Origin of the sequence: Streptomyces silvisoli, assembly GCF_029269905.1 — a bacterium.
GTDB lineage: Bacteria > Actinomycetota > Actinomycetes > Streptomycetales > Streptomycetaceae > Streptantibioticus_A > Streptantibioticus_A silvisoli_A.
Genome location: NZ_JARJBC010000013.1, coordinates 111,764 through 136,945, shown reverse-complemented (window position 1 = coordinate 136,945; position 25,182 = coordinate 111,764). Strand labels below are relative to the sequence as shown.

At 69.4% G+C, this 25,182-nt stretch carries 26 protein-coding genes and 3 pseudogenes; 11 read left to right on the top strand and 18 right to left on the bottom strand.

Features of this window, described 5'->3' with window-relative positions:
- Nucleotides 1–8 precede the first annotated feature (8 nt).
- The 4 genes from P3G67_RS20950 to P3G67_RS20935 all read right to left on the bottom strand — a co-directional run bounded on the left by P3G67_RS20950 (nt 9) and on the right by P3G67_RS20935 (nt 3,580).
- Nucleotides 9–806, bottom strand: coding sequence for a class I SAM-dependent methyltransferase (locus P3G67_RS20950; protein WP_276094823.1), 798 nt, complete (start codon nt 804–806; stop codon nt 9–11).
- The gene (locus tag P3G67_RS20945) at nt 803–2,056 is read right to left on the bottom strand and encodes an MAB_1171c family putative transporter (protein ID WP_276094822.1); all 1,254 of its coding nucleotides are present in this window, start codon (nt 2,054–2,056) and stop codon (nt 803–805) included. Before P3G67_RS20945 ends, P3G67_RS20950 begins: the two co-directional genes overlap by 4 nt.
- A 5-nt stretch (nt 2,057–2,061) precedes the next feature.
- The gene (locus P3G67_RS20940; protein WP_269857200.1) at nt 2,062–2,562 is read right to left on the bottom strand and encodes a hypothetical protein; all 501 of its coding nucleotides are present in this window, start codon (nt 2,560–2,562) and stop codon (nt 2,062–2,064) included.
- Nucleotides 2,563–2,791: 229 nt separating this feature from the next.
- Nucleotides 2,792–3,580, bottom strand: coding sequence for a methyltransferase domain-containing protein (locus P3G67_RS20935; RefSeq protein ID WP_276094821.1), 789 nt, complete (start codon nt 3,578–3,580; stop codon nt 2,792–2,794).
- Between the two features lie 105 nt (nt 3,581–3,685).
- Between P3G67_RS20935 and P3G67_RS20930 the strand changes: the two are divergent.
- A pseudogene (locus P3G67_RS20930) lies at nt 3,686–4,183 on the top strand (PAS domain-containing protein); the annotation flags it as partial.
- 192 nt (nt 4,184–4,375) lie between these two features.
- Here P3G67_RS20930 and P3G67_RS20925 read toward each other — a convergent pair.
- Both P3G67_RS20925 and P3G67_RS20920 read right to left on the bottom strand, forming a co-directional pair.
- Entirely contained in the window at nt 4,376–4,942 is a 567-nt protein-coding gene (locus P3G67_RS20925; RefSeq protein WP_269857203.1) for a TetR/AcrR family transcriptional regulator, read from the bottom strand.
- 5 nt (nt 4,943–4,947) lie between these two features.
- Complete coding sequence (locus P3G67_RS20920; RefSeq protein ID WP_276094820.1) at nt 4,948–6,372, bottom strand: amidase; 1,425 nt, start codon at nt 6,370–6,372, stop codon at nt 4,948–4,950.
- Nucleotides 6,373–6,429: 57 nt separating this feature from the next.
- Here P3G67_RS20920 and P3G67_RS20915 point away from each other — a divergent pair, with 57 nt between their 5' ends.
- Entirely contained in the window at nt 6,430–7,221 is a 792-nt protein-coding gene (locus P3G67_RS20915) for an SDR family NAD(P)-dependent oxidoreductase (protein ID WP_276094819.1), read from the top strand.
- 261 nt (nt 7,222–7,482) lie between these two features.
- Here the strand turns inward: P3G67_RS20915 and P3G67_RS20910 are convergent, their stop codons facing one another.
- From P3G67_RS20910 to P3G67_RS20900, 3 genes are all read right to left on the bottom strand, one after another.
- Nucleotides 7,483–8,466 carry an NAD-dependent epimerase/dehydratase family protein gene (locus tag P3G67_RS20910; protein ID WP_276094818.1) on the bottom strand — a complete coding sequence of 328 codons (984 nt, stop codon included), beginning with the start codon at nt 8,464–8,466 and terminating at the stop codon, nt 7,483–7,485.
- Between the two features lie 490 nt (nt 8,467–8,956).
- Nucleotides 8,957–9,190, bottom strand: a complete 234-nt coding sequence (locus tag P3G67_RS20905) for a hypothetical protein (RefSeq protein ID WP_276094817.1) — start codon at nt 9,188–9,190, stop codon at nt 8,957–8,959.
- 299 nt (nt 9,191–9,489) lie between these two features.
- Nucleotides 9,490–10,017 carry a TIGR00725 family protein gene (locus P3G67_RS20900; protein WP_276094816.1) on the bottom strand — a complete coding sequence of 176 codons (528 nt, stop codon included), beginning with the start codon at nt 10,015–10,017 and terminating at the stop codon, nt 9,490–9,492.
- A 302-nt stretch (nt 10,018–10,319) separates the two neighbouring features.
- Between P3G67_RS20900 and P3G67_RS20895 the strand changes: the two genes are divergently transcribed.
- On the top strand, nt 10,320–12,506 hold the full coding sequence (locus P3G67_RS20895; protein WP_276094815.1) for a beta-glucosidase: 2,187 nt from the start codon (nt 10,320–10,322) through the stop codon (nt 12,504–12,506).
- Nucleotides 12,507–12,540: 34 nt separating this feature from the next.
- Here the strand turns inward: P3G67_RS20895 and P3G67_RS20890 are convergent, their stop codons facing one another.
- Together P3G67_RS20890 and P3G67_RS20885 are read right to left on the bottom strand one after the other, a co-directional pair.
- On the bottom strand, nt 12,541–13,314 hold the full coding sequence (locus tag P3G67_RS20890; protein WP_276094814.1) for a 2Fe-2S iron-sulfur cluster-binding protein: 774 nt from the start codon (nt 13,312–13,314) through the stop codon (nt 12,541–12,543).
- 26 nt (nt 13,315–13,340) lie between these two features.
- A complete protein-coding gene (locus P3G67_RS20885) occupies nt 13,341–13,484 on the bottom strand; it encodes a hypothetical protein (RefSeq protein ID WP_276094813.1) in 144 nt (47 codons plus the stop codon).
- 194 nt (nt 13,485–13,678) lie between these two features.
- Between P3G67_RS20885 and P3G67_RS36345 the strand changes: the two genes are divergently transcribed.
- Nucleotides 13,679–14,086, top strand: a complete 408-nt coding sequence (locus P3G67_RS36345; RefSeq protein ID WP_449343256.1) for a hypothetical protein — start codon at nt 13,679–13,681, stop codon at nt 14,084–14,086.
- On the opposite strand, the gene P3G67_RS20880 is transcribed toward P3G67_RS36345, so the two are convergent.
- Complete coding sequence (locus P3G67_RS20880) at nt 13,982–14,995, bottom strand: sialidase family protein (protein WP_276094812.1); 1,014 nt, start codon at nt 14,993–14,995, stop codon at nt 13,982–13,984. The two genes, P3G67_RS36345 and P3G67_RS20880, sit on opposite strands and share 105 nt — an antisense overlap.
- 105 nt (nt 14,996–15,100) lie before the next feature.
- Between P3G67_RS20880 and P3G67_RS20875 the strand changes: the two genes are divergently transcribed.
- From P3G67_RS20875 to P3G67_RS20865, 3 genes are all read left to right on the top strand, one after another.
- Nucleotides 15,101–15,493: a hypothetical protein gene (locus P3G67_RS20875; RefSeq protein WP_276094811.1), complete on the top strand. Its 393-nt coding sequence runs from the start codon at nt 15,101–15,103 to the stop codon at nt 15,491–15,493.
- A gap of 183 nt (nt 15,494–15,676) precedes the next feature.
- Nucleotides 15,677–15,952, top strand: a complete 276-nt coding sequence (locus tag P3G67_RS20870; RefSeq protein ID WP_269857215.1) for an isoamylase early set domain-containing protein — start codon at nt 15,677–15,679, stop codon at nt 15,950–15,952.
- Nucleotides 15,953–16,157: 205 nt separating this feature from the next.
- Nucleotides 16,158–16,907, top strand: a complete 750-nt coding sequence (locus P3G67_RS20865; protein WP_276094810.1) for a PrsW family glutamic-type intramembrane protease — start codon at nt 16,158–16,160, stop codon at nt 16,905–16,907.
- Here the strand turns inward: P3G67_RS20865 and P3G67_RS20860 are convergent.
- The 5 genes from P3G67_RS20860 to P3G67_RS20840 all read right to left on the bottom strand — a co-directional run bounded on the left by P3G67_RS20860 (nt 16,826) and on the right by P3G67_RS20840 (nt 21,238).
- Nucleotides 16,826–17,185 carry a hypothetical protein gene (locus tag P3G67_RS20860; RefSeq protein ID WP_276094809.1) on the bottom strand — a complete coding sequence of 120 codons (360 nt, stop codon included), beginning with the start codon at nt 17,183–17,185 and terminating at the stop codon, nt 16,826–16,828. The genes P3G67_RS20865 and P3G67_RS20860 overlap by 82 nt on opposite strands.
- 88 nt (nt 17,186–17,273) lie before the next feature.
- Nucleotides 17,274–17,831 (bottom strand): hypothetical protein, encoded by a 558-nt coding sequence (locus P3G67_RS20855; protein ID WP_276094808.1) that lies wholly within the window; start codon nt 17,829–17,831, stop codon nt 17,274–17,276.
- A 16-nt stretch (nt 17,832–17,847) separates the two neighbouring features.
- Nucleotides 17,848–18,903 (bottom strand): RICIN domain-containing protein, encoded by a 1,056-nt coding sequence (locus P3G67_RS20850; RefSeq protein WP_276094807.1) that lies wholly within the window; start codon nt 18,901–18,903, stop codon nt 17,848–17,850.
- 372 nt (nt 18,904–19,275) lie between these two features.
- On the bottom strand, nt 19,276–19,659 hold the full coding sequence (locus P3G67_RS20845; RefSeq protein WP_276094806.1) for an ArsR/SmtB family transcription factor: 384 nt from the start codon (nt 19,657–19,659) through the stop codon (nt 19,276–19,278).
- 91 nt (nt 19,660–19,750) lie between these two features.
- A complete protein-coding gene (locus P3G67_RS20840) occupies nt 19,751–21,238 on the bottom strand; it encodes an LCP family protein (RefSeq protein WP_449343255.1) in 1,488 nt (495 codons plus the stop codon).
- Nucleotides 21,239–21,834: 596 nt separating this feature from the next.
- Here P3G67_RS20840 and P3G67_RS20835 point away from each other — a divergent pair.
- Together P3G67_RS20835 and P3G67_RS20830 are read left to right on the top strand one after the other, a co-directional pair.
- Nucleotides 21,835–22,243 (top strand): annotated as a pseudogene (locus P3G67_RS20835) (ATP-binding cassette domain-containing protein); the annotation flags it as partial.
- A 209-nt stretch (nt 22,244–22,452) separates the two neighbouring features.
- A pseudogene (locus P3G67_RS20830) lies at nt 22,453–22,602 on the top strand (hypothetical protein); the annotation flags it as partial.
- Here P3G67_RS20830 and P3G67_RS20825 read toward each other — a convergent pair.
- The gene (locus tag P3G67_RS20825; RefSeq protein WP_276094804.1) at nt 22,599–23,492 is read right to left on the bottom strand and encodes an NADP-dependent oxidoreductase; all 894 of its coding nucleotides are present in this window, start codon (nt 23,490–23,492) and stop codon (nt 22,599–22,601) included. The pseudogene P3G67_RS20830 and the gene P3G67_RS20825 overlap by 4 nt on opposite strands.
- A gap of 70 nt (nt 23,493–23,562) precedes the next feature.
- Between P3G67_RS20825 and P3G67_RS20820 the strand changes: the two genes are divergently transcribed.
- Both P3G67_RS20820 and P3G67_RS20815 read left to right on the top strand, forming a co-directional pair.
- Nucleotides 23,563–24,150, top strand: coding sequence for a TetR/AcrR family transcriptional regulator (locus P3G67_RS20820; protein WP_276094803.1), 588 nt, complete (start codon nt 23,563–23,565; stop codon nt 24,148–24,150).
- Nucleotides 24,151–24,445: 295 nt separating this feature from the next.
- The gene (locus P3G67_RS20815) at nt 24,446–24,970 is read left to right on the top strand and encodes an AAA family ATPase (RefSeq protein ID WP_276094802.1); all 525 of its coding nucleotides are present in this window, start codon (nt 24,446–24,448) and stop codon (nt 24,968–24,970) included.
- Nucleotides 24,971–25,182 lie beyond the last annotated feature (212 nt).

The window sequence follows — 25,182 nt, the reverse complement described above, 5'->3', positions numbered from 1 at the left end:
GGGGTTGGTCACGGCAGTCGGCGGCCCCATGCCGAGATCGTGAACTGTGGGATGTCGACGAAGGCCGGGTCATCGAGCAGTTCGAAGAACCCCTTCAGATCCGCCTCGGTGATCAGGCCGTCGGCGACCAGGGCCGGGCCCGCCTGGTTGATCAGCGGACGCCAGCGGTCCTTGTCGAGCAGACCCATGCAGCCAAGGTTCCCGGTGAAGCCGACGTCCCGCAGTCCGTTGCGGGCGAGGACCGCGGGCAGGCCGCGCGCCCACGTCAGATCGGCGCCGTGCTCGCCGTACTTGCGCTCGTACGCCGCCATCAGCCGCTGGACCAGCGGGAACGGCGAGGTGTGCGCGGGGAGTTGGTAGGGGTCCTCGACCACCAGCCACCCGCCGGGCGCCAGCCAGCGCGTGGCCCGCGCGATGACCTCGTCGCGCTCCGGCAGATGGCAGAGCAGATAGCGGGCGTGGATCAGGTCGAAGCCGCCCGGCGGATGCTCCTCGCGCAGTACGTCGGCCCGCCGGATCACGAGGTTGTCCGCCCGGTCGGCGTCGAGGTACCCGGTGTCGATGTCGACCGCGACCACCTGTCCGTCCGGGCAGCGCTCGGCCAGCCAGTAGGCGATGGAACCGGCGCCCGCGCCCAGTTCGAGGCAGCGCCAGGAGGGCGCGACCTCAAGGTTCTCGATGACCGCGATCGTCCGGGCGTCCACGCTGCTTTGAATGGACTCCAGCCGGTTGCGTTCGTGGGGGGAGTTCCTGCCCAACATGCTGTTGCTGTAACGGTCGTTGGCGGCGGGATTGTCGGCGTTCATGGCTCTCGCTGGATTCCTGACTGCGGCTGGGGTTCGGGCTGGAGGGTTTGCGTCATCTCCTCGCCGTATCCGTCCGGAACGGGCGTGGAGTACTCGGGGCGCGCGGAACCCAGCGGAATCGACGGCAGGATTCGGCGGGCCCGGTGCACTTCCAGGAGGAAGTCGATCTCGTCGCGCAGGTCGTGTCCCCGGAAACCCGCGGAGGCCGCGGGATTGGGCAGCGGCGGGGACCCGTTCGCCTTCGCCCGGCGCGCCTCCGCCAACCAGCAGGCGACGACGGCGGGTTCGATCCGGTTCTCCGGCAGATCGCGCGTGCGGACGTACTCGCGGGCGCGTTCCACGGTCTGCGGGGTCACATGGTCACGCAGGATCAAGATGGCGTCGCGGATCTCGATGACCTCACGGTACAGCCGGAGGTACACCGACCGCGGTCCGCCGAGGGTCTCCCGGAACCTGCCGCGCGGAGAGTCCAGGGCGACGTGGGGCACGGCCCCGACGAGTTCCCGCCACAGCGGCCGCAGCCGCCACAGCGCGAGCGCGTTGCGGCCCAGCCGGTGGGCGGCGAGCAGCAGCGGAAGCGCGGTCCCGGCGGTCATCAGCCACGCGGTGACGCCGATGTTGAGCGGGAACAGCGCACCCAGCCAGACCGGACGGGCGAGCAGGAACGCCAGTACCACGGTCCAGAAGACCGAGGACGAGATGAATCCACCGGCGAGCAGCACCAGCCCGACGCGGAACGCCCGGTCCCGCTTCGCCTGGCGGCTGTAGCGCACGCACATCACCGCGCAGGGAATGGTTCCGGTCAGATGCGCGGCGACCAGGATCCACCAGAACAGGCTGTACCACGGCACGTACTCCGAGGTGACACAGCCCGAGTTGGGCGCGATGGTGGCGTTGAGCGCCACCAGGGCGACGGTGGTGACGGCCATCGCGCTGTACACCAGCCAGGGGCGGCGGCGGGACATGGCAGCCAGCACGAAGTCGAGGATGAGCGCGGAGCTGAAGACACCCCAGACGTTCATGAACAGCCCGCAGCTCTGGGCGAACACGAAGGTCCGGTTGAGCACCGCGGTGACCGGGTCCAGATAGACGGTGATCGACCCGGCCAGACCCGCCACGGCGAGCAGCAGCATCCGCTGCTGGTGCGAGCGCCGGGCCGTCGGCACCCGCAGGAACACCGCCAACCACAAGGCCAGCGCGCCGGAAAGCTCAACGGCGGAACCCATGTTGTACACCGAGGCGTCGTCCATGACTCCTACTCGCGTATTCCGAGGGATACTTCGAGCTTGCCGCGCACCCCGGTGGACGGCAGCGGCGCGAGTGTTCCGGCTTTGGCCCGGATCAGGCTCGCCACGAGTTCCGCCTCCTGCTCCTGCTCCGTGGTGTAACTGGTGCGGGCCAGTATGCGGCTGATCGCCTCGGGGCTGAGGTTCGGCAGCAGCGCGGACAGCGCACCGGGATCCTCCCGGCCGCCGTTGTCATGGTGCATCAGGATGTGGCCGATTTCGTGGAGGGCGATGTGGTCCCGGTGGAACCGGGTCGTCTTCTCCTCGACGTAGATCTCGTCGGCCGTGTCGGTGGAGATCACCAGTCCGCACGCATGGGCTCCGAAGCCAGTGGGCAGGCTGCGCAGCCGGATGGCACGGCCGCGCTGTAAGGAGAGGTCGTGGATGAGGCTCTCCACGGAGAACGGTCGGGGGAGGGCGAGCGTACTGACCAACGCCTGGCACTTCTTCCTGACGCGCCGTGTGGTCATGGTGCGACTATCCCCTCCAATCACCCTTTCGCCCACGGTCGGTCCGGGCCGTGGGGCACCCTCCTCTAGCCAATCAACGCCGTACTGAGGTCGTCAACAACGCTTGTCGTCGACATGCGGTCGGGCGGCGAAGCGGAACGGCGGCGCGGCGCTGTCCGAAATCCATTGGACAGCGCGCGCCCTGATGCCCGTTCCGGTGCGGTCGATCGGTGAGTCAGGGGACGGCGGCCTACGCGTGCCGTGTCGCGACCGCGAAGAGGCGGCGGAAGGGGAAGACCGTGCCGTGCGGCCCCGCGGGGTAGGCCTCGCGCAGCAGCGCGCCGTACTCGGCGAGGAAGGCGGCCTGGTCGCCCGGGTCGGTGAGCTTGCTGAGTACGGGGCGCAGCGCGGTGCCCTTGGTCCAGTCGAGGACCGGGTCGGGGCCGGTCAGCACCGTGTAGTAGGTGGTCTCCCACACATCCGCGGCGCAGCCCTCGGCCAGCAGGACCTCCAGGTATTCGGCCGGGTCGTGGACACCGGCGCGCTTGGGGTTCAGATCCAGTCTCGCGCTCCACCGAGGGCCGCTGATCAGTTCGCTGAGCAGGGTGTGGCTGGGGGCGTCGAAGTTGCCGGGGGCCTGGAAGGCGAGTACTCCGCCGGGGCGCAGCGCCCGCGCCCAGCGGGGGAGCAGCTTGAGGTGGCCGGGCAGCCACTGGATCAGCGCGTTGCTGACGATCAGGTCGGGGCGAGCGGGGGCCGGATCGTACGCGGCGGCGTCGGCGAGCACGTACTGGGCGGTCGGTTCGCCGGTGGTGCGGGCGGTGTGCAGCATCTCGGCGGAGCTGTCGACGCCGGTGATAGTGGCCTGCGGCCAGTGCTCGCGCACCACTGCGGTGGAGTTGCCGGGGCCGCAGCCGAGGTCCAGGACGACGGGTTGGGAGGGCAGTTCAGGCACCCGGGCCAGCAGTTCGTGTAGCGGCCTGGTGCGCTCCTCCGCGAAGCGCAGGTACTGCTGCGGGTCCCAGTGGGGCGTGGTCATGGGCACCTCGGCTAAGTGTCTTGACGTGAAGGTATCTCCCGTAAAAGCCTCCTCGGAATTTCTCTCGAAGTCAAGATACTTGATGTCGTGGTACCTGGCTGCCTGATGGGCGGTTGGCGGACGCCCTACGGCGCGCAGGCGCTGTTCGGATACACCGCGCAGGAGGCGCTCGGACAGTACGCGGCCCCGCTGCTCGTCCACCAACAGCACCAGGACCTGGTGATCAAGCTGTTCGCCGACGTCATGGAGACCGGCGAGAGCTGGGCCGGAGCCTTTCCGGTACGGCACAGCGACGGCAGCACCCGCCTGTTGGAGTTCCGCAACATGCGGCTGCTGGACGACCTCGGCGACTTCTACGCCCTCGGGCTGGTGATCCTCAACACCGATCTGCGGTACGTGGCCGTAAACCCGGCACTGGAGCGGATACACGACCTTCCCGAGAAGGACCACCTCGGTCGGCACTACCGCGAGATCCTGCTGTACACCGACGGGTTGGTGGAAACCCGGCACGACCCCATCGACCAACGCCTCGACGCCCTGCGCCACTTGCTGGACGCGGCGGACCGTCCCCTGGACGCACTGCGCTCTCCCGACGACCCCGACGACGTCGCCCTGCTCATCGCCCGTGTTCGCCGCCCACTTGCCGAACCACTCACACGACCCCCGGGCCGACAGCGCTCAGAACGTGCCGATTCCCGCCGCACACGCGGTGCGGCGGGGCCTCGTCCATGCCCACTGACACCTTTCGAAAGGGCACTTCGGGTCGCTTCGCTGGACCAGCCGTGTCCCGGGGGATCAGCTGTGCTGCGCCCCGCGCGCCAGCAGCAGTAGTGCGTCGACGAGTTCCTCCGCGGGCGATCCCGTGGCCAGGCTGCGCAGTTGCAGCCCGAAGACCAGGGCGACGGTACTGCTCGCCAACCGTTCGGCGTCGGGCACGCCGAGGCCGGTCAGGATCCGGGTGGCCAACCGGTCGTACGCGGCGAAGCACTGCGCAGCCGCGGCGCGCAGCCGCTCGTCGCGCCCTGCCTGGACGTAGAGCTCGAACGGTGCGATGTGCCTGCTGTCGAACTCCGTGCCCCGCGCGACCTGGCCGACCGCCGCGGCGGCCCTATCGAGGTCCATCACGTCGGTCTGGCACTGGTCGGCGAGTTCGGTGAAGCGCCGGGTCTCCTCCGCGACGAAGTGCAGCAGGCTCTCGCGCAGCAACTCGTGCTGGGTGGCGAAGTGGTAGGTGACCGAACCGAGGGAGACCCCCGCCTCCTTCGCGATGCGGCGGTTGGTGACCCCGGCGACGCCGTCCTCACCGATGATGCGCAGGACCGCATCAATGATGGACTGCCGGGTTCCGGGGGGCTTGGACATGGCGATCATTGTTCCACCGGCGTCCTGCTGGTGCTGCCGAGGGCCGGGTGCAGCCGCGGCCAGCGCAGTTCGGCCTCGAGTTGGGCGGCGAGGGAGATCAGCAGTTCCTCGCCGGAGTCCGGGCCGAGCAACTGGGCGCCGACCGGTAACCCGTCCGGTGTGAGGCCCGCCGGTACGTTCACCGCGGGCCAGCCGAGTGCGTTCCAAGGCCAGGCGTAGGGGCAGGCCGCCACCATCGCAGTGTCGGTCCGCCATGCGCTCAGCCCGTCGAAGTCGCCCACGCGCGGCGGCGGAACGGCTGTGGTCGGGGTGAGCACCACGTCGTACGTGTCGTAGATGCCGCCGATCCTGCGGTGCTGGCGCGGCTCACGGCCCCTGGCGATGCCCAGCACGCGCCCGCCGAGCCTTCTACCGGTGCGCACGGTGCTGCGGGTGCGCGGGTCGAGCAGGTGGGGTACGGCGTGCCGGGCGGCGGCATCCGTCACGCCCGCCGCGGCACGGGGCACGAAGCTCAGTCCGATCAGCCCGTAGCGCGGCCTCGCCTCCTCGACGTGGTGGCCGAGGCGGGCGAGCGTCTCCGCGATGCCGGCGACGGCGCGGCGCACATCGCGGTGGACGCGCGTGCCGGTGAGGGTGAGCGGGGGCCGCCAGGCCACGGCGATGCGTAGTCGGCCCGGCTCTCGACGGCATGCCGCCGAGGCGTCGATCGGCGCGGGCCGGCCCACGTCGGTGGGGTGCGCTCCCGCCAGCACGTCCAGCAGCAGGGCCGCGTCCGCCACGGTGCGGGCCAGCGGGCCGTTGACCGTGAGGCCCTGGAAGGCGTCGGTGTAGGGGTGCAGGGAGACCCGGCCGCGCTGCGGCTTGATGCCCACCAGATGCGTCCAGGCCGCGGGGATTCGGATGGAACCGCCGCCGTCGGAGCCGACCGCGGCCGGGACGAGTCCGGCGGCGACCGCCGCGGCCGAGCCGCCGGAGGAACCGCCGGGGGAGTGGGCGGTGTTCCAGGGGTTGCGGGTGGCACCGAAGGCGCCCTCGGTGAAGGGCCACTGGCCGAGTTCGCAGGCGTTGGTCTTGCCGACGATCACCGCTCCGGCCGCACGCAGCCGTCGCACCAACTCGCCGTCCGCGGACTTCGGTTGGTCCTCGCCGTCGCAGCCGAACCGTGTCGGCAGACCGGCCACGTCGGTGTCGTCCTTGACCGCGATCGGCACACCGAGCAGCGGTAACCGCTCGCCCGCGGCGAGTCTGCGGTCCGCCTCCTCCGCCTCCCGCAGCGCCGCCTCCGCGCGTACGCAGCGGAACGCGTTGATGGTGTCCTGGGTCGCCGCGATGCGTTCGAGCGAGGCCCGCACGAGGGACACGGAGGTGTCCCGGCCATCCGTCAGGGATCGGGTGCATTCGACGAGCCCGGCGAAATCGGCTGTGGACATTGCCGTTCCCCTTCCCTAACGTTCGTTCGAACGAACAGCTCTCGGGAGGCTACTCGTATGCGCATCGCAGGATCAACCGTTCTGCTGACCGGGGCCACGGGCGGCCTCGGCCAGACCATCGCCCGCGAACTCGCCGCGAGAGGTGCCAAGTTGGTGCTGACCGGACGCCGCGCGGACGCCCTGGAACCGATCGCCGCCGAGTTCGGCGCCCGCACCGTCACCGCCGATCTCGCCGACCCGGACCAGGTCGACGACCTCGCCAAGGCCTGTGCCGACACGGACATCCTGATCGCCAACGCCGCCCTCCCCTCCAGCGGCGACCTCCTTGAGTACACGCCCGAGCAGATCGACCGGGCGCTCGCCGTGAACCTCCGCACCCCCGTCATGCTGGCCCGCGCGCTCGCTCCCCGCATGGTCGACGCGGGACGCGGGCACATCGCCATCGTCGGCTCGATCTCCGGCAAGACCGCCACCAAGTCCTCTTCGCTCTACAACGCGACCAAGTTCGGCCTGCGCGGCTTCACGCTCGGCTTCCGCCAGGACCTGCACGGTACGGGGGTCGGCGTCTCCCTCATCCAACCCGGCTTCGTCCGCGACGCGGGCATGTTCGCGGTGACGGGCGCCACGCCACCCGCCGGCATACGCACGGTTTCCCCGAGCCAGGTGGCGACGGCGGTCGTCCGAGCCGTCGAACGTGACCTGTGCGAAGTCAACGTGGCACCGGTGGAGTTGCGGTTGCTGAGCGCGTTCGCCGGGCAGTTCCCCGCAATCGCGGAGCGGTTCCAGCGCGGTTCCGCCGCCGAACGGACGGTCAGCCAGATAGCGGCGGCGCAGCGGGATCGGCGCTGACTGCCGGGCGTCGCCCGGAGGCTCGTGGGCGCCGCGGACGGGCGTTCCACGGCGCTGACTTGTCGCGTCTGCGGCATCGACTCGGTGTCGCCCGGTACGCCCCACCCGCGGCCGACCAGCTCTGCATCTAGACGGGCTGGACGGCCTCCTGGCAGTGGTCCTCGACGAGACTCGGCCACCTGCCTTGTCACTACGCGAGCCGCGAACCGCCGTACCTCACAGAAGCGTTCGAGCGCGGTCCTCGTCCCAGCGCCGTACGCGTCATCCCTTCAGGACCCTCGCTTCAGTTTCCGGGTCCAGTCCAACCGCTGGGCGGTCGGGGCGCTGCGGTGGTTCGCCGCCGATGCTCTGGAGCCACGCCCAGGTGTCGGCGACGGTCTCCCCGATGGGGCGGCACCGCAGGCCCGCGGCAACGGCCTTGGACACGTCGCCCTGGTGCAGGTGGTCGTGCAGTTCGCCCGGCGGCAGCCAGATCGGAAGCTGGGTCCACGGCTCGATGCCCGCCGCCGCGATGCGTTCGGGCTCCACCCACCGGAGGTCGGCATCGGCGCCGGTGACCCGGACGCAGGCCTCCAGCAGTTCACCCATCGTCGTGTGCCCGGCCGGGCTGACGAGGTTGTACGGGCCACCGAGGCCGCGTTCGACGGCGTCGAGCGTCCACGCCGCGAGATCGCGGGCGTCGACGTACTGGAGGGCCAACTCACGTGGCCCGGGCGCCAGTACGGGGCCGCCACGCGCCACCCGCCGCAGCCACCAGGGCAGTCGGCCGATGTTCTCCCATGGGCCGAGGATGAGACCGGCCCGTACCAGCAGCGCCCGGCCACCGAAGACGGCGGTCGCGGCCAACTCGCCGCCGCGCTTGGCCTGTGCGTACTCGACCTCACCGGCATCGGGCGAGCCGTCGACGAGCGGTCCGTCCTCGTCGAGCCGGGCGGCGGAGGGGTAGCGGTAGACGGAGCGGCTGGACACGTACACGTACCGCTGGGCCCGGGTTGCCAGCAGCCGCGCCGTATCCCGTACGGCGGACGGCGCGCCGGTCCAGGTGTCGACGACGACGTCCCACTCGCCCCGGCCGAGCGCCGCCAGCCCGTCGGCCGCCGTACGGTCACCGCGCAACACGGCAACGCCGGGCGGTGGCTCATGGTGCCCGCGGTGGAACACCGTCACCTGCCATCCGCGTGTCAGTGCCGCGTCCACGACGGCGCGACCGACGAATTCCGTTCCACCCAGCATCAGCAGTCTCATGCATCTGACTGTGCCCCTCGGCGGCCCCGGTGTTAACCGGCCACGCTGTCAGCGGAATCGCCAAGAGCTGAAGCGGAGCCTCGCCGTCCGTCCGCCCCAGCTGGCTCGCGGGCACCGACAAGGTGTGTCTGGGAGCATTGAACGTCTATGGGTGCCTCCTTCCTCTATCCCGTCCTGGAGCCAATGCCGGATGCCGCGTCCGCCTTGGCCCGCGCCCGCGAGCTGCTGGGTGACCATGGCTCCCGGGAGCCCGACGAGCCCTGGGTGGAACTCGGGGAAGTGGTCAGCGCCGAGCAACTCCGCTATGCCGTCCAGGGTTTCCGCACGGCCCGGATCGCCGGGTTCTCGACTTCGGAGGTCGCGGCGGTCCGGGCGGAGCTGAATCGCCATGGAATTCCCCATGCCGTGCCCTCCGAATTCGGCGACACGATCGATGTCGAACTGCGCCCGGGGCTGGTCGACTTGTGGCCGCTGCTCGCCTCGCGGAGGGTCATGCTCGGCGTGACGGGGGTGTACGCGGGTTCGCGGTCACCGCCTCGACCACCGCCCGCTGCACACTCTCAACTCCGGCCCTGCCCAGGCAGCCCCTCCGGTCGAGCGCCTCGTGCAGTCGCAGACGCACCTTGTGCGAGAAGACGGGTTCCAGCACCGCGCCCGGCCGCCAGCGCACCACAGTGAGCAGAGCGCTGTGGCACCCCACATCGAGCACCGCCGCTTGCGGCATTCCGCCACCTCCCCCGGTACAGCACGATTCCGCCAACCGGGCCGAGTCGACCGAGTCCCCGGAGCGTCCCGCCGCGAACGGCCAGAATGGGGACCTGAACAGTAAGGCCGTTCCATGACCATGGTGTCACCGTTCGTGCCTACGGTGGTGAGATCACCGCGCTTCCCTGACGGAAAACAGGCGCACGGACCGGCGCGTGGACCCGGTGGCGCCGGGGGAGGGCAGGGCTGGGCGACGGCCACCTCGGCGACGGTGGTGCGGTGCCGCTCGGCGACGGGGCGGAGGGCATCGGCCAGCCGTCAGCCGGCCGCGCCCTGCCCAGAGCCTCCATCGGCCATCCGCAGGGCCAGCTCCACCGCCTCCTCGGCCGAGTCGGCCGTCGTCGGCATGCCGACGGCGGCCGGTCGTGCGGGCCTGAGCTCCCAACTGTCCAACACCACTGTCGGTTTCCCCGTCCTCATCGCCAGCGAGATCTCGCTGAGCGTGCCCCAGCTTCCGCCCACCGCGATGACCGCGTCGCAGGCCGCCACCACCAGACCGTTGCGCAGTTCGCCCATTCCGGTCGGCAGTGCGACGGTCAGATAGGAGTTGCCGACGGCCCGGTCCCGGCCCGGCAGTAGTCCGACGGCGGTTCCGCCACGGCTCTGGGCGCCCCGGCACGCGGCCTCCATGACCCCGCCGAGACCGCCGCAGACCACCACCACGCCGCGTTCCCCCAGCAGGGCGCCGATGTGCTCGGCCGCCTCCTTCTCGGCGGCCGACGCGTTCCCCGCGCCGATGACGGCCACGTAGGTTCTCTCTCGTCCCGCCGGTGGGTCTTCGGCCATCGTCGCTCCACTTGTGCGCTGCGGGATCAACCGCCTTCCAGGCCGAGTGTGACACAGCGTCAGGAGCCGCCCCGGGTCGCATCGCGTTGCCCCCGGCCCACTGACCGCCAAGGCGGCTCCCGCGGACGGCCGATGGGGTCGTGGCGGGATGGTCGATGAGTGGCGCTCTTGACGTCCTCGCAGTGTCGTCTTAGGTTCCCGAAACCGAAAGGTCGGATGTCCGGGTACCGCGTGGAGAACGCCTCGCACCCGGACGACACCGAAACGACTGATCATGCGTCGCATGAGGAGAAGTAGGTGACATGTCCAGACCGAAATCCGGTGCGAGCGTCCTCGGACGCCTGGGGATGGTCGTAGCGGCGGCGCTCCCGCTGGCCATGGCGATGGTGGTGACACCGGCGGTCCCCGTATCGGCATCGTCGGGTCAGCCCTGGCGGAACGCGGGCCAGCCCCCGCAACGGCGTGCGGACGAACTGCTGGCGGCGATGACCCTGGCCGACAAGGTGAACATGCTGCACGGCGTCGCCCAGAGCCTCTCTCCGGTGCCGACCGTTGGATACATCCCGCCGATCCCCCGACTTGGCGTGCCCGGGGTCACGATGACCGACGGCCCGGCCGGCGTACGCAACGGGCAGAAGGCGACCGAGATGCCGGCACCGATCTCCGAGGCCGCGAGTTTCGACCCCTCGGTGGCGCGGGACTACGGCGGCGTCGTCGGCACGGAGGCGCGCGACCTCGGGCAGGACCAACTCTTCGGACCGGGCATGAACATCGCGCGGGTACCCACCAACGGGCGCAACTTCGAGTACTTCAGCGAGGATCCACTGCTCTCCGGCACGACTGCCGGCTCATACGTCCGAGGTGTGCAGAGCAAGGGCGTCATCGCCACGGTCAAGCACTACGTCGCCAACAACCAGGAAACCAGCCGCCAGACGATCTCCGCGAACATCGACGACCGCACCCTGCACGAGATCTACGAGAAGAACTTCGGTATCGCCATCGCAGACGGCCACCCCGGTTCGGTGATGTGCTCCTACAACCGGGTCAACTCCGTCTACTCGTGCTCGAACTCCGCGACGCTGACCACCGCGCTGCGCGGTGCGCTCGGCTTCGACGGTTACGTGGTCTCCGACTACCCGGCCACCCACGACACCACCGACGTGGCCGCCGGACTCAACGTCGAGTTGCCCACGGGCTTCCACGAGACACTGCCCGCCGTACAGGCCGCACTCGCGGCAGGGAAGATCACGCGCGCCCAGATCGACGACCGGGTACGTGAGACGCTCACCGTGCTCTTCCGCTTCGGGCTCTTCGACCGCGACACCACGGCGACCTCACCCATCGACCAGAACGCGGACAACGCCGTCGCCCAACGCGTCGAGGAGCGCAGCGCGGTCCTGCTCAAGAACGACGACGTCCTACCGCTGTCCGGCGGGGCGGGCAGCATCGCCGTCATCGGAGCCACGGCGAAGAACTCCGCGCAGGGCGGCGGCAGCAGTCAGGTCAACCCGCTCTCCGTCGACAACGCCTACGACGCCATCACCACTCGCGCCGGCAGCGGTGCGAAGGTGACCTACGCCGACGGATCCGACCTGAGCCAGGCCGCGAACACGGCGAAGGCGGCGAAAACCGCGCTTGTCTTCGTACGCGACCGCTCCTCCGAAGGCTCCGATCGCACCAGCCTCACGCTGCCCGACAACCAGGACGCGCTCATCTCCGCTGTCGCCGCCGCCAACGCACGCACCGTGGTGGTCCTGGAGACCGGAGCACCGGCGCTGATGCCGTGGCTGCCGAAGGTCGCGGGCGTGCTGGAGGCGTGGTATCCCGGCGCCCGCGGCGGCGCCGCCATCGCCCGCCTGCTGTTCGGCGACGTCAGTCCCTCGGGCAGACTGCCGCAGACCTGGCCCGCCAGCGACCGCGATGTCCCGGCCAACACCGCGCGGCAGTACCCCGGTGTCAACGGCGAGGAGAGTTACTCCGAAGGCGTCGACGTCGGGTACCGCTGGTACGACGCGCGGGGCGTCACACCGCTGTTCCCCTTCGGATACGGCCTGTCGTACACCTCGTTCGCCTACTCCCACCTCGCCCTCGGCCACCGCAGCGGCACCTCCGGCGACCCGGTGACGGTCTCGTTCGACATCACCAACACCGGCACCCGCACCGGCGCCGAGGCGCCGCAGGTCTACGTGAGCAAGCCGCACACCGTCGTCTCCTCGCCGCCGAGAGAACTCGGCGCCTTCGGCAAGGTCACCCTGCGGCCCGGCGAGACCCGGCGCGTCACCTTGAAGGTGAGCCCGCGCGAACTGTCGTACTGGGACTCCGGCGCGCAGGCGTTCACCGTGCAGGACGGAACCTACGGCCTCGCCGTTGGCGGCTCGTCCCGCTCCCTGCCGCTCATCGCGCACTACACCGTCAACCGCACGGCCGAAGGGCTGGACGGTCACCCCGACGTGGACCACACGGTTCGCCCCGAGTACCGGGCGCCCTGAGCCTCGTTCGTTGCCGCGGCCGACACTGTCGGCCTCACCGACAACACCAGTCCCGCACCTGCTGACGCTCCTTCCACGCCCAGGCGCTCGCCGCCGAGGGTTCCAAGCCGGTGGCGGCGCAGCAGGCCGTCACCTGCGGGTGAGTTCGGCCATTTCGGACCACCCGGTGCCGGTCGTCTCGACGTGGATGATCTCCGGCTTCTCCGCGATCACATCGGGCATCCACGCCCCCGCCGACGAACACCAGACGCCGGTCGGAGCTGACCCGCAGACCGGACCTGATCATGTCCTCGTCGTAGTTGACGAGTTCGATCTCCACGTCGCTGTAGGCGTGTGACCGGCACAGCAGGACGTACCCCTCGTCCTTTTCGAAGTCCGGCAGGACGAAGGTGGAGTACCGGCCCATCTGGAGGTCGCCGTCAAGCAGGAGGGACTTGCATGCCGAGCACTGGCCCTCCTTGCAGCCGTGGATCAGCATGACGCCCTGCCGGAACGCGGCATCCCCACGCCCGCCAGGTCCTCTCCGCCCCGGATCAGACAGCGCTGCTCGCCGCCGCCGCCGCCGAGGCGATGATGGGCAGCAAACGCGCCGCCATCGACGTGGACCTGCCCAGCGGGGCCAAAGCCCGGATGTTCTGCGCCCCGGTACACACCGGGTCCGGCCCTGCCGGAGGCGTGGTTCGGGTGCGCCTGACCGACGTGGCCCCCGAACCCCCGTCAGAGACCCGGGCCTTCCACCCCCTGCCTTCCCGGCCTGGCCGGTTCGTCCGCCGTGGGGCAGCGGGTATGCGACCAGGTGTGCGCGCACTACCAGTCAGGTGAATGGATCACTGTTCAGGCGAGCCCGGCACGGGCAAGATCGAGTTGCTGCGCGCCGCCAACCGCCACCACCACCCCGCCGGACGCTTCCAGGTGGTCGACGCCGCCGATACCGCCGACTGCTCCGCGCTCCTCGAACGCGTGGAGCGGGAGCTCCACGAGAACAGCGGTTGCCTCGTCCTGCGGCACATCGACCGCCTGCCTCCAGGCAGCAGCCGACCTCTCGCCGCACTCCTGCACCGGCAGCGCGGAGCCGACGCCGTTCGGGACAGCGCCGTTGGATCGCCGCGACGCACCACCCCCTCGCGGACAGCGGTGACATCGCCGACCTGCTGGGTGCCTTCCCCGCGTCGGTGGAGGTCCCGCCGTTGCGCCATCACATCGAGGACGTCCAGGAACTCATACCGTTCCTGCTCGTGAAGTTGACCTCGCAGGCGGCGCTGACCTGCTCCACCGCCGCGGTGCGGCTGCTGATGCGCCACACCTGGCCCGGAAACATCGCCCAGCTACGCCACGTGCTGCGTACGGTGGCACAGCGCCGCAGGTCAGGCGTGATCCGACCGGGCGACTTGCCGCCGGAATGCCAGACCTTGAGCCGTCGGGTGCTCAGCCCACTGGAGTCCCTCGAACGCGACGCGATCGTGCGCAGCCTCCTTCTATTGGCTGGATGCCCCTGTGCCGTAGTAGGCCCTGCAAATCCCGGCCTCATCACGCGTGGTGATCTCCAGGACCTGATTCCCGTTGTTGCCGACCGGGAGTAGCGCAGGGCTGTAGTTGGTGCACGGGCCCACCTTCCGGTTGTTTTCGGGAGCCGAAACGGGGGCTGGGATCACCGACCAGGAGCCCGCACCGGCCGAGCCGTTGACCAGCAGTACCGCACCGTTGCCGGGGGCCGGCGAACCGTCGGGGTTGTCATAGGCCAGGCTGGCCAGCAGGATCCGTCCGTCCGGGGTGACCGTGAATTTCGGCGTGTGCTCCGGAATTCGGCCATTCGGTCCGACGACCTCGGCGCCGGGCGTGGCCGGGTTTCCCCAGTCGCTACCGTCGGCGGAGGCCCGGTAGTGCACGGGACAGTCTGGGCCCGTGGTGCTGCACAGTTCGTAGGTCATGAAGTACTGGCCGCTGGGAAGCCGGTGAACCACCGCCATTCCAGGGCGGGCAGAGTGATCAGGAAGTGCCACCACCTGCTGTTTCGGTCCCCAGTGGACACCGTCCGTGGAAACGGTCCGTGCCAGCAACTGGCTGTGGGCGGGGTCGGATTCGTCTGAGAAGTAGCAGATGAGCTGTCCGGAGGCGTCGACGGAGAACGACGGTTCCCACACGCCCCCCTGGTTCGGCGACGTGTAGGCAGTGGACAGCAAGGTCCAGCTGTGGCCGTGGTCCTCGCTACGCCAAACCGGAAGCGACATGGGACGTGCGTTGGCGTTCTTGGCGCCCGCCCACAGCAGGGTGCCGGCGGGCAACGCCCCGATTTGGCGGGGCAGTTCGAACAGACTGGTGCAGCACAGGTTCTTCGACGTCGCGCCGGGGGCGAGCGTCGCGATGCGGGTGAAGGTCCTGCCTTCGTTGGTGCTCGCGAAGACGGGGTCCTCGGCGCGGTGGTCGACATAGCTGGTGTAGGTGGCGATGATCGTTCCGTTGGCGTTTCCGGAATGCTGCAGCCGGATCATCCACGGGTACTGTGCGCCCTGTTTTCCCAACGGCTCGACGGACTGCTGTGATTGGGCGACCGCCGCTTTGTCGGAAGCCAGTGGCCCCGAGGACCTGCCCGCGCCGTGCACGGCACCGTGAATTCCTGTGAACACCCCGGCGACAACAGCTACCAGTACCGTCACTCCGGCGGCCAGGAGAAGCGATCTCCGCATTGGTTCCCCTTACAGGTGGTCAAACGCCAGGCTACTGATCACAGCGGTCGCCTCGCAGCGGACCGCACGAACGGGTACAGCTTCCGCGCAGAACCTCCATTTACTCTGCGGTCCCGCGCCGCCGTGGTCGCACTGGGCACAGCGAACATGGCCATCGGGCTGACGGTGCTGGGCAAGCGCCGCAAGCTGGTCCGGGCGATGCTGAGGAACTCCCGTACCCGCCGCCTGATCGCGCTGGCGCTATCCGGGGCCCGCCTCGGTGCGCATCACGGTGCCGGCTCCGCCGCAGTCGTGGGGCGGTGAGCGATGGGCTGAGACGGCTGATCGAGGTAGGGCTCGCCGCGTAGTGGCGGCGACCCGCAGGGGAGTGATGCGGCCGGACGGTTGACAGCGGGACCCGTGTGGTCGAGTGCCACGCGCGTTGGACCCCCGCGCGGGCGAGGATCGGCTGGCATGCCACCCCCGAACGCCCAAGGAGTGATCCCGATGTTGGAGCGCACCCGGAACAAGAAGCACACCGAGGTCACCTTCGTCCTTCCCGCCGACCATCCGGCGGGAGAGGTCAGTGTGGTCGGTGACTTCAACGACTGGCGGCCCGGCACCCACGCGCTGATGCCGCGACCGGACGGCAGCCGCGCGGTCAAGGTCACCTTGCCGGTCGGCCAGCAGGTGGGCTTCCGCTACCTCGCGCACGGCGACTACTGGTTCGACGAGGACGACGCCGACAGCCACGACGGCCGCAACAGCATCCTGCACACCTGACGCCCGGTGCGCCGCGCATGGTGACCGGAGTGTCCAAGCGCCACGAGCCAGACACTCTTGTTCCCCCGGACCAGCCCGGTCGGCCGGTGCCGCATGTCCCGCGGCCGCCGCCGCACACCCGCTACGACGCGTCGCACCCCCGCTTCGGGGTAGAAACGCTGAGTGGCGGGCCCGGCCGGGCGGTGGCGGACGGGAGGTGGCGCGGATGACTGTTGCACGCCTGGGTTGGCTGGGCGCCCTGGTGATGGGGACGGTGCTGTTCATCGCGGACGAACGGGCCATGGTGGACACGGCGAACCCCAACTTCGTGCCCTCGGTGATCCTGCTCGGCGCCGCAGTGGTGCCGACGGCGTTCGTGCTCTTCGTGGCGGAGCGGCGGTTGCCCTACGACGTGCCGCCGACCGTGGTGTTCGTTACCGCCCTGCTGGGCGGGGTGGTCGGCACGGTGGTGGCAGGCTTCTTGGAGTACCACACTCTGCTGCGGCTGGGCGTGCTGCCGATGCTTGCGGTCGCGGTGATCGAGGAGGCCGCGAAGCTCCTGGTGCCGCTCGCCGTGCTGCTGCTCACCCGCTACCGCCAGCCCGCGGACGGGGTGCTGATCGGCGTCGCCTCGGGAGCCGGCTTCGCGGCGCTGGAGACCATGGGCTACGCCTTCGTCGCGCTGGTGCGCAGCCACGGCAGCGTCACGGCGCTGGAGGACATCTTGGTGCTGCGAGGGCTGCTGGCGCCAGCCGGGCATATGGCCTGGACGGGGGCGACTGCCGCCGCTTTGTGGGCGGCCCGGCTCACCGGCCGCTGGCTGCGCTTCCTGCTGGTCTTCGTGGTTGCCGTGCTTTTGCACACGGCCTGGGACAGTATCGGCACGCTGACCGGCTATGTGGTGATCGCTGCGGTGAGCTTGGTGATGCTGGGCATCCTCACCCACCGCACGGCCGCCGCCTCACGAGTGCCGTAGTGGGGGCGGATCGCACGGGCGGTCGGCCTCGGTCTCAGGTCGTGGCCGGGTCCACCCTCCGCGGTGCCGGACAGTGCCTTCAGGTAGCGGTGGCAGGTCGCCGCTCGCTGAGAGTTCTCCCGCATCACCTGGCGGAAGAAGTCCGCGATCTCCTTCTTGCCGGCGTTCTCCGCATCCCGCACGTACTGTCCGTAGTCGCGCCCCGCTTTCAGAGAGTGGTACTGCACGGACACCAGGTCGTAGAAGACGTCACCGAAACCCGTCTCACCAGTCGCCATGGCGGACGCCAAAAGGCAAAGCCAAGGGTCGGCCCTTCCCTGTCTCCCACCGCGAGCACGCTGCTGGGGAAAGGACATCACCTGGTGGCTAGGGGTGTAGCCCGCACTTGCCGAAACCGAGCATCAGTCCGCCGAACGCGCCCAACGCCGCGCCTTCCCCTCCCGTCTCAATGGTGGCGACACCTCCCAGAAGCGCTCCCTCGATCACCTGCTGATTCATGCATTTGCGCCACTTCGCCTTCGGATCGTCATCGTTGGCAGCGCGCGGCAGCAGCGACGCCGGATCGGCGAGGGAGGTGGTCCCCGGGCTCATCGTCCCCTCGATACTGCCCCCTGGCGGCGCACCCTGAATCGTCTGCACGACCGTGTTGCCGGTGACCGACCAGGTGATGAGGTGGATGTTGCCGCTGGTGTCCTCCACCTCTCCCGGCACTACTGTGCCAAGGGTGCGTCCCGCGTCATCGGTGACCTTCGCCCCGTAGCCGTAGGGCGCGACGTGAGTACCGGGCGGCGGGGCGAACGTACGGGTGACAGTGACCGCCCATTTGTCGGCGCCCTGGGAGTCCGCGTGGGCGGTCGTGGTGAGGGACGCGGATGCGGCGAGGGCGCAGACGACAGCGGACAGAGCACGCAGACGCGGCGTCATCAGAGTCCTCCCTCTTTCATGCGCTGGGCGGGGTCGGGCCGGTGTGGGCGATGTACATCGTCGACCCGGCCGGGGAGTTGACGACCGGAACCGTCACGGTGCCGTCCGCCTTCCACGGGAAGTTGCCGAGGTCGAAGGTCCACGTTCCGGTCACCTTCTTCGCCACCGTCGCGAAGTCAACCCAGCCGTACTGCTTGGGCGGAACCGTGACCATCACGCCGTTGATCGTGGTGTCGTCGGACTGGTAGACGGTGGTCGCCTGCAACTGCGAGGAGATCATGGCCTGCACCGGAGCGGAGACGCCCACGGAGGTGGAGACGCCAGCGGAAATGCTCTGCGACCATCCGCTGTGGTAGATCGTGGTGAAGACCTGGTGCACGGTGTCGGAGGTGTCGTTGTACCACACCGATGACGCCTTCTCCCTCGGCAGCGCCTCCGGGGCGCCTTCCGACGTCTCCGTCCAGGTGCAGGTGGAGGTGTTGGTGGAGCACAGGTTCTGGTAGTACTCGATGGCGAGTTTCATCGCTTCCGGCGTCTTCGACGCCGGGACGGACCACTCCTGCGCCGAGGTGCCGTTACAGCCGTATGGCTGCGTCCAGGCGTCCGAGTAGGAGGCACCGAGGATGATGTCGAGGCAGTAGTTGTTGTCGGTGCGCACCAGCGTGAACGTGTTCGCCTTGCCTGTCACCGGGCGGAAGTGCCACTCCTCGCCCGGCTTCCCGCATGCCTGCTGGCGCAGGGGAACGGTGGAGTACAAGCACTTGCCGGTGGTGTTGTTGGCGACCTGGAACTCGCCGTGCCCCAGGGAGATGAGGCGCCAACTCTGGGCGTAGCCGGGCGTGTTGTTCGCCACGATGATGGCGCCGTCGTCCCGGGTCCCGTTCTGCACGTCCAGCATCCGGCCGTTGGCGGTGGCGAACGTCCAGGCGTCATCGTCGGCCGCGGGCGCCGCGTGAGCAGTCGCACCGCCCGCTTGGGCCGCGTAGCTTGCGCCAGCGCCGGTGACGAGCATTAACAGGGCGATGAACAGTGCCGCTATGAGGTGGCGGGCACGTCTGTGATGTCTTGGCATCTCGACCTTCTGTGATTGGTCTGTGAACGTCCTGTCGCGGGCAGCGATCCTTCGTGGATCCGGGGTACGCCTCCCGCTTCCTGACGAGCCTTGACGTGGAAATGGCCGCGGGATGGTTGCAGTCCTCGTTCCACGAGCCTAGGAGGTTCCATGAAATCGCCATGAAACCAAGGCTGTTCATGGGAAATCGCCGCATCACCTCGCCTGTGCGGTTGCCTGCCGCACCGTCGGCCACGGCTGAGTCTGTCTGCCCTGGCCGCCCACGTAAACAGGGTCGCCGCGCATCCTGATGGTCCCCTGTCCAAGGGAAGGGACAGACAACGGCTCTGGCGCGTGGTGTTTTGGGCACTTGTCGGACGGGTCGTTAGGGGGTCAACCCGTGCGCCGGCCCGGGGATTTCACGAGCGGGGCTGTCCAAGGCGGCCCGGCCGGTTCCGCCGCCGGGTGGGGGGAGAACCGTTCGATCATCAGGACCGCCATCGCGTCGATGGAGCGATCGCTGAGTGCGTAGACGTGGTTGCGGCCTTCGCGGCGCACGCGCACGATCCCGGCGAGCTTGAGTTTCGCCAGGTGCTGGCTGACCGCCTGTGGGGTGCAGCCCACTCGGCGGGTCAGCTCGGACACACCGCACTCTTGCTGGGTGAGCGCCCACACGATGTGCAGCCGCACGGCGGAGCTCAGCATGGCGAAGGCGGCAGCGGCCATCTCCAAGGCCTGAGTCGGCGGATCCTCGTCTCTCCCGCCGGCTGCTGCCATCTGTCCCGGTTCCTTCCACCGTGGTCTTGTGCGCTGTACGTGCGCTCAGCCCTGCCGGACGGCACCTGCCGGGCGTTGTTGTCAGGGCTGGTCAGGGTGCCGAGTCACGGACGTTGGGGCTGTCGGCGTAGGCCTGGGTCGGTGTCATGGCGACGCCGTTGACTTCCACCGTGGCGTAGGTGCTGACCTGTGCGCACTCCTTCTGATCGCCGGTCTGGGCGTTGGCTCCGGCGACGGCGGCCTTGGTGTCGGCCGGGGCCGGTTTCGACGAGCCGCCTCCTCCGGCTGCGAAGGTGGTGCCGCTGCTCCAGTCGCTGCCGACGACGACGGTGACGTTGCTGACGCTGCTGTCCTCCCGCAGGCGGCTGCTGGGTATCCGCAGCGCGCGGGCGACGGCCTGGGCCTCGGCCTGCTGGCCGGAGGCGTAGTGGATCGAGGTGGTCGCGGCCGGGACGGGGGCGTTGCGGGATCCGCTGTCGGGACTGAAGCCCTGGGTGATGAGGTACTGCGCGATGTCGGATGCCCGGCCGGTGATGCCGCTGGCGTTGTTCACCCGGACGGTGATCTGGGAGTCGGGGATGGCGGCCTGCGTGGGGCTGGGAGTGGCGGTGGCCGTCGAGGTCGCCTGGGCGTCCGCGGCCGACTTGCCGCCGCTGCTCGTCGTCAGGGACTGGTCGTTGCTGATCGCGTTCAGCAGGTTGTGCGCGGCAGGGGACATCACCACCCGGTTCTTGTCGGTCGGGTCCTGCATGGTCTGCATGGTGGCGAAGGTGATCCGGTTGGACGGCACCTTGTTCAAGTCGTTGGCCAGACCGAGGAGTTTGGTGATGCTGTTCAATCCGTCGTCTACGGTCAGCGCCTTGGTCGCCGCGTCCGCCAGTCCGTACAGGGCCGAGGGGTCGGTCAGCGTGCCCGCGCTCTTGAGCGTACGGACCATGGATGACAGGTACATGTGCTGGGCGACGGTGCGCCCGAGGTCGCTGCCGTCGCCGAAGCCGTGCCGGGAGCGCAGGAACTCCAGCGCGGAGACGCCCTTGAGCGTGTGCGTGCCCTTGGCCAGCTTCAGGTGCGAGTAGGTGTCGTAGACGTTGTTGTCGACGCAGATCGGAACGCCACCGATGGCGTCCGACATGCTCACCACACCCCCGAAGTCGATCATCATGAAGTGGTCGATCGGGATCCCGGTGAGCTGGTGGACGGCCGCGACCTGGCAGGCAGGTCCGTACGCGAGCGCGCTGTTGACCATGCCGGTCTGGGCGGGCACCGTCTTGCCGGTGCTCGGGTCCTTGCATGCCGGCAGCTGGGTCACTGTGTCGCGGGGCACGCTCATCACCGTGGCGTTGGAGCGGTCGGCGGAGACGTGCATGACCATCTCGACGTCCGCATTGCTGGGACCGCCGCCACAATCGCCACCGAGCTGGCAGTCCTGCGCCGAGGAACGCGTGTCGGAACCGATCACCAGGACATTGATCGGCGTGCGCCCGAACGCATCCGCCTTCTCGGTCCCGGCGCCGGATATCGCCACGCTCTTGATGTTGCCGTTCAGGTGCTCGTAGAGCACCGCGCCCGTCGCGGCCACGATCAGCACGAGTGCGGACGCGGTGATCCCGATGGTCTTGCCTACGCTGCGCTTCCTGCGCCGCGACCGGTCGCGGCCACGGCCGGCCGCCCTGCGACCGGATGCCCGGCGTCCGGCTCGCGACGCATCCTGTGCTCGTGCGGCCCGTCGGCCCGGCCGTGTGCCGGCCGGGACGGCGTCGTCCACTTCCGAAGCCCCCCGGCTGTGCGATGCGGTCATCCCTCACCCTTATGCGGTTCGCGCCGGGCCGTTCCGGCGGGTGTCCGTGCGGACCGGGGCGCACGGACGGCGTGCGGCCCCGTGCAACCTCGGTCAACCAGACGAGCAGCCTTGCCCAAAGGTTGCAGGATTGCGCAAGCTAACAACTGTCTATGAGAAAAGCATGAATAGGGCCTGCTCCGTCTGGCACAGCGCTCGGCCTCACGCCCGGGGCGCGGCGAGGCGTCGTGGCGGCTCTGCGTGATCTCGGGCCGACACGGCCGGAGAATACGCCCAGAACATCGGCGATCCGGCCTCAGGGCCCGGTAAGTAGGCTCACGTGCCCCGCACTTCTCGCGGTATGGGCGCGCTCGCGCGGACCGATCGCGATACGGTCGCTGGCGCGGTCCGCCGGTCTCGCAGGCCTCGACGGCGTGGTGGCCGAGCTGCCGGACGGCTGGGACACCCGTGTCGGCGAAGGCGGGGCCGCGCTCTCCGGCGGCCAGCGGCAACGTGTCTCCGTGGCCCGCGCGATCCTGAAGGACGCACCGATCCTCGTACTCGACGAGGCCACTGCCGCGCCGGATCCGGAGAACGAGAGCGTCGTGGACGCGACCGTGCCCCGCCCTGGCCGGGCGGAAAACGCTGCTGGTGATCGCGCACAGACCGCGTACCGTCCAGGCCGCCGATCAGATCCTCGTCCTGGAAGACGGCCGGATCACCGAGCGCGGCACGCATCCTGAACTGCTGGCGGCGGGTACGCCGAATTCTGACGGCAGCGCACCCAGGCGGAAGGCTGCCGCCTGACAACTGCGAACCGGGCGAGCTGGTGCACCTGTTCGTGCCGAGCGTGGACGTGGTCCTGCGTGAGGGGAGAGCAACGGTGCAGGCACACACGGTGAGTTGGCTGAGGCGGGCGACGGTCCTCCTGACCACACCGGTCTCAGCCCCGGCAGCCTGGGAGCGAACGGACGGTTTTCCACCACGACGGGCGAACGTGGCTCAGAGCGGGTGCGGGAGTCATGGCAGGGTCGACTCCGGACAGGGAGTTCGAGGAAACTCGGGAGAAGCTCCGCGGCATCGCCCTCCACATCCGTCACCGGCGACAAGTCCGCCCGCCGCACGGGTGTGTCGGTCCCGCGCCACGCGCTGACCTGGAGTCCTAGACGACCACGACCCGGCGCCCGCGCGTGTGACCGGCGTGGCTGTCGATGTGCGCCGCCGCGGCCTCGGCGAGCGTGTACGACTTCTCGACCGGGATGTGGAGCTTTCCCCGCGAGATGAGGCCGGCGGCCTCAGCGAGCGCTTCCGGCATGCTCCCGGCCACGCCGGAGAATCGGACACCGAGCTCCGGCGCGGCGAGATCGGCGATGGAGATCACCTTCTCCGGGTCCCCGGTCAGCTCGACGAGCTCGCGGATCACGCCCGAGCCAGCCAGATCGAGAGCTGCGTCGACGTGGCCGAGCTGCCGCACCCGCTCGACCCAGCCCTCGCCGTACGTCGTGGCGATGGCGCCCAGGCTCCGCAGATAGTCCTGGTTCGCGGCCCCAGCCGTGCCGATCACCGTGATGCCGCGGTCGCGGGCGATCTGCAGCACCGCCGATCCGACTCCGCCGGACGCACCGCTGACCAGCAGCGTCTGCCCGGACTGCACACCGACCTCACGGATGACGCGCAGCGCGGTCTCCACCACGGAGGGGTACCCGGCCGCCTCTTCGAACGTCAACCCATCGGGCATACGGGCCCAGGCCGACAGCACGGCGAACTCGGCATAGGTGCCTGAGCCTTCGCCGAAGACGTGGTCGCCGACCTCGACCCCTTCGACGCCCTCGCCGACCTCGTCCACCACCCCGGCGGCATCCTGTCCGACCCCGGCGGGCAACTCGATGGGATGGACCTTCTGGAACTGGCCTTCACGGATCCTCCAGTCGACGGGGTTCACGCCCGCCGCCCGCACGGCGATGCGTACCTGGCCGGGGCCCGCGTGGGGCTCCTCGGCGTCTACGAGTTGCAGAACGTCCGGACCGCCGAACTCGGCGAAGCTCACCTTCTTCATGCGGCCGACCGTAGCACTAACGGTTAGTGTTTCGAAACAGTTCCGTCTTTGTATCTGATAGCGTCAGGCCATGAACGTGCCGTCCGGACGCCGTGAACGTAAGAAGGCCGCGACCCGCCAGAAGATCGCTGACGCCGCCCTGCGGCTCTTCCTGGAACGCGGGTACGACGCGGTGGGCATCCGAGACGTGGCCGCTGAGGCCGACGTGGCCGTCACCACGCTCTTCTCCCACTTCGCCTCGAAAGAGGCCCTGGTGTTCGAGCAGGACGAAGACTTCGAGCAACGCCTCACGCAGGCGGTCACCGGCCGGGCGCCGCACGAGCCGCTCATCCCTGCGCTGCGCCGCGAGATGCAGGCCCTGGTGCGACACTGCGCGGCGGACAGCGCCGCCCCGATCTGGCGCATGGTCGACGAATCACCTGCCCTGCGGGAGTACGAGGAGTCGATGAGGCTGCGCCACGCACAGTCGCTGGCCACAGCCATCGCCGCCGATCTCGACCTGTCACACACCACAACGGCCTGCCGGACGATCGCGAGGTTCGTCATCGACGCCCATTCGCTGGCCCGTGAGGCGGCCGACCCCGAGGCCGCTGTGGACGAGATCTTCCGGATGATCGAGGCGGCCTGGGAGGTCACCTGCCGTTCTCAACGCGCGTGAGGAACAGTTCCTCCAGGTAGGACAGGGCGGTCCGGCGGGCTCATCGAGACCTTGCTCATGTCACCGAAGATGACCATCGACCGGCTTGGTGACCTCGCCGGCCCTCTGACGTTCAGGATGACGACACCAGCGCAGGCAACCGGCACTCTCACGCATTTCCCGCCGCCGCCCCAGAGCACGAATCCCGACGGAGCCCCCACCGGCGGCGCCTTCCTCCGCGCCGCGGCCGCCGAAGCCGTACCGGGTTTCTGCTGTGCCCGTTCCCCAAGGCCCGCACAGCGGTAGCGTCGGTCCCGTGATCGTATGGCTCAACGGCACCCACGGCGCAGGCAAGACGACGACCAGTGCGCTCGTGCAGCCACTGATCCCGGCTTCACGGGTGTTCGACGCCGAGAAGGTCGGCGAGACGCTCATGGACATCACGCCGGGGCTGCCCAGGACGGACAACTTCCAGCACTGGCCGCCGTGGCGGCAGCTCGTAGTCGAGACCGCGCGCAGCGTACTCGACTACACCGGCGGCACTCTGGTGATGCCCATGACCGTCCTGGTCGAGCAGTACTGGCGCGAGATCAGCGCGGGTCTCGCCCAACATGCCATTCCGATACGGCACTTCGTCCTCCACGCTGACCAAGACACCCTCCGCGGGCGCATCGCGGCCGACACCGTTGTTGGCCCCAACTCCCCGTTCCGTCTCAAATACCTTGAGCCGTACGCCGAGGCGGCCCGCACGTGGCTACACCACGAGGCCGAGGTAGTCGACACCACGCACCTCACGCCCGGCCAGGCCGCCGTGCGGATCGCAGAAGCCGTCAAGAGTTGAGGTCCAATCGCCACGCGAAACAGCGGCGCGATGCGGTTCCACTTGGGATTCGGAAGTGAACACCACGACCTCGCCGGCGTCGACGGCGGTCGCGGTGCACCGGCAATGCGTCGGCCAGGCCCGGCCGTCAAGGTCGGCGAGGTCGCCCTTCCGTCGGTCGCTGCCGTTCTGGCAGTTAGTGCCTAGTGGGCGTTCACTGTCTAGATGGGTGC

What these genes read in the sequence shown, in the direction of transcription:
- P3G67_RS20860 (WP_276094809.1), bottom strand. Translation starts at nt 17,185, where the DNA reads ATGGCGACTGGTGAGACGGGTTTCGGTGACGTCTTCTACGACCTGGTG.
- P3G67_RS20865 (WP_276094810.1), top strand. Translation starts at nt 16,158, where the DNA reads ATGACTGTTGCACGCCTGGGTTGGCTGGGCGCCCTGGTGATGGGGACG.
- P3G67_RS20950 (WP_276094823.1), bottom strand. Translation starts at nt 806, where the DNA reads ATGAACGCCGACAATCCCGCCGCCAACGACCGTTACAGCAACAGCATG.
- P3G67_RS20945 (WP_276094822.1), bottom strand. Translation starts at nt 2,056, where the DNA reads ATGGACGACGCCTCGGTGTACAACATGGGTTCCGCCGTTGAGCTTTCC.
- P3G67_RS20895 (WP_276094815.1), top strand. Translation starts at nt 10,320, where the DNA reads ATGTCCAGACCGAAATCCGGTGCGAGCGTCCTCGGACGCCTGGGGATG.
- P3G67_RS20825 (WP_276094804.1), bottom strand. Translation starts at nt 23,492, where the DNA reads ATGAAGAAGGTGAGCTTCGCCGAGTTCGGCGGTCCGGACGTTCTGCAA.
- P3G67_RS20855 (WP_276094808.1), bottom strand. Translation starts at nt 17,831, where the DNA reads ATGACGCCGCGTCTGCGTGCTCTGTCCGCTGTCGTCTGCGCCCTCGCC.
- P3G67_RS20940 (WP_269857200.1), bottom strand. Translation starts at nt 2,562, where the DNA reads ATGACCACACGGCGCGTCAGGAAGAAGTGCCAGGCGTTGGTCAGTACG.
- P3G67_RS20850 (WP_276094807.1), bottom strand. Translation starts at nt 18,903, where the DNA reads ATGCCAAGACATCACAGACGTGCCCGCCACCTCATAGCGGCACTGTTC.
- P3G67_RS20910 (WP_276094818.1), bottom strand. Translation starts at nt 8,466, where the DNA reads ATGAGACTGCTGATGCTGGGTGGAACGGAATTCGTCGGTCGCGCCGTC.
- P3G67_RS20870 (WP_269857215.1), top strand. Translation starts at nt 15,677, where the DNA reads ATGTTGGAGCGCACCCGGAACAAGAAGCACACCGAGGTCACCTTCGTC.
- P3G67_RS20845 (WP_276094806.1), bottom strand. Translation starts at nt 19,659, where the DNA reads ATGGCAGCAGCCGGCGGGAGAGACGAGGATCCGCCGACTCAGGCCTTG.
- P3G67_RS20935 (WP_276094821.1), bottom strand. Translation starts at nt 3,580, where the DNA reads ATGACCACGCCCCACTGGGACCCGCAGCAGTACCTGCGCTTCGCGGAG.
- P3G67_RS20915 (WP_276094819.1), top strand. Translation starts at nt 6,430, where the DNA reads ATGCGCATCGCAGGATCAACCGTTCTGCTGACCGGGGCCACGGGCGGC.
- P3G67_RS20820 (WP_276094803.1), top strand. Translation starts at nt 23,563, where the DNA reads ATGAACGTGCCGTCCGGACGCCGTGAACGTAAGAAGGCCGCGACCCGC.
- P3G67_RS20925 (WP_269857203.1), bottom strand. Translation starts at nt 4,942, where the DNA reads ATGTCCAAGCCCCCCGGAACCCGGCAGTCCATCATTGATGCGGTCCTG.
- P3G67_RS20920 (WP_276094820.1), bottom strand. Translation starts at nt 6,372, where the DNA reads ATGTCCACAGCCGATTTCGCCGGGCTCGTCGAATGCACCCGATCCCTG.
- P3G67_RS20905 (WP_276094817.1), bottom strand. Translation starts at nt 9,190, where the DNA reads ATGCCGCAAGCGGCGGTGCTCGATGTGGGGTGCCACAGCGCTCTGCTC.
- P3G67_RS20900 (WP_276094816.1), bottom strand. Translation starts at nt 10,017, where the DNA reads ATGGCCGAAGACCCACCGGCGGGACGAGAGAGAACCTACGTGGCCGTC.
- P3G67_RS20880 (WP_276094812.1), bottom strand. Translation starts at nt 14,995, where the DNA reads ATGATCCGGCTGCAGCATTCCGGAAACGCCAACGGAACGATCATCGCC.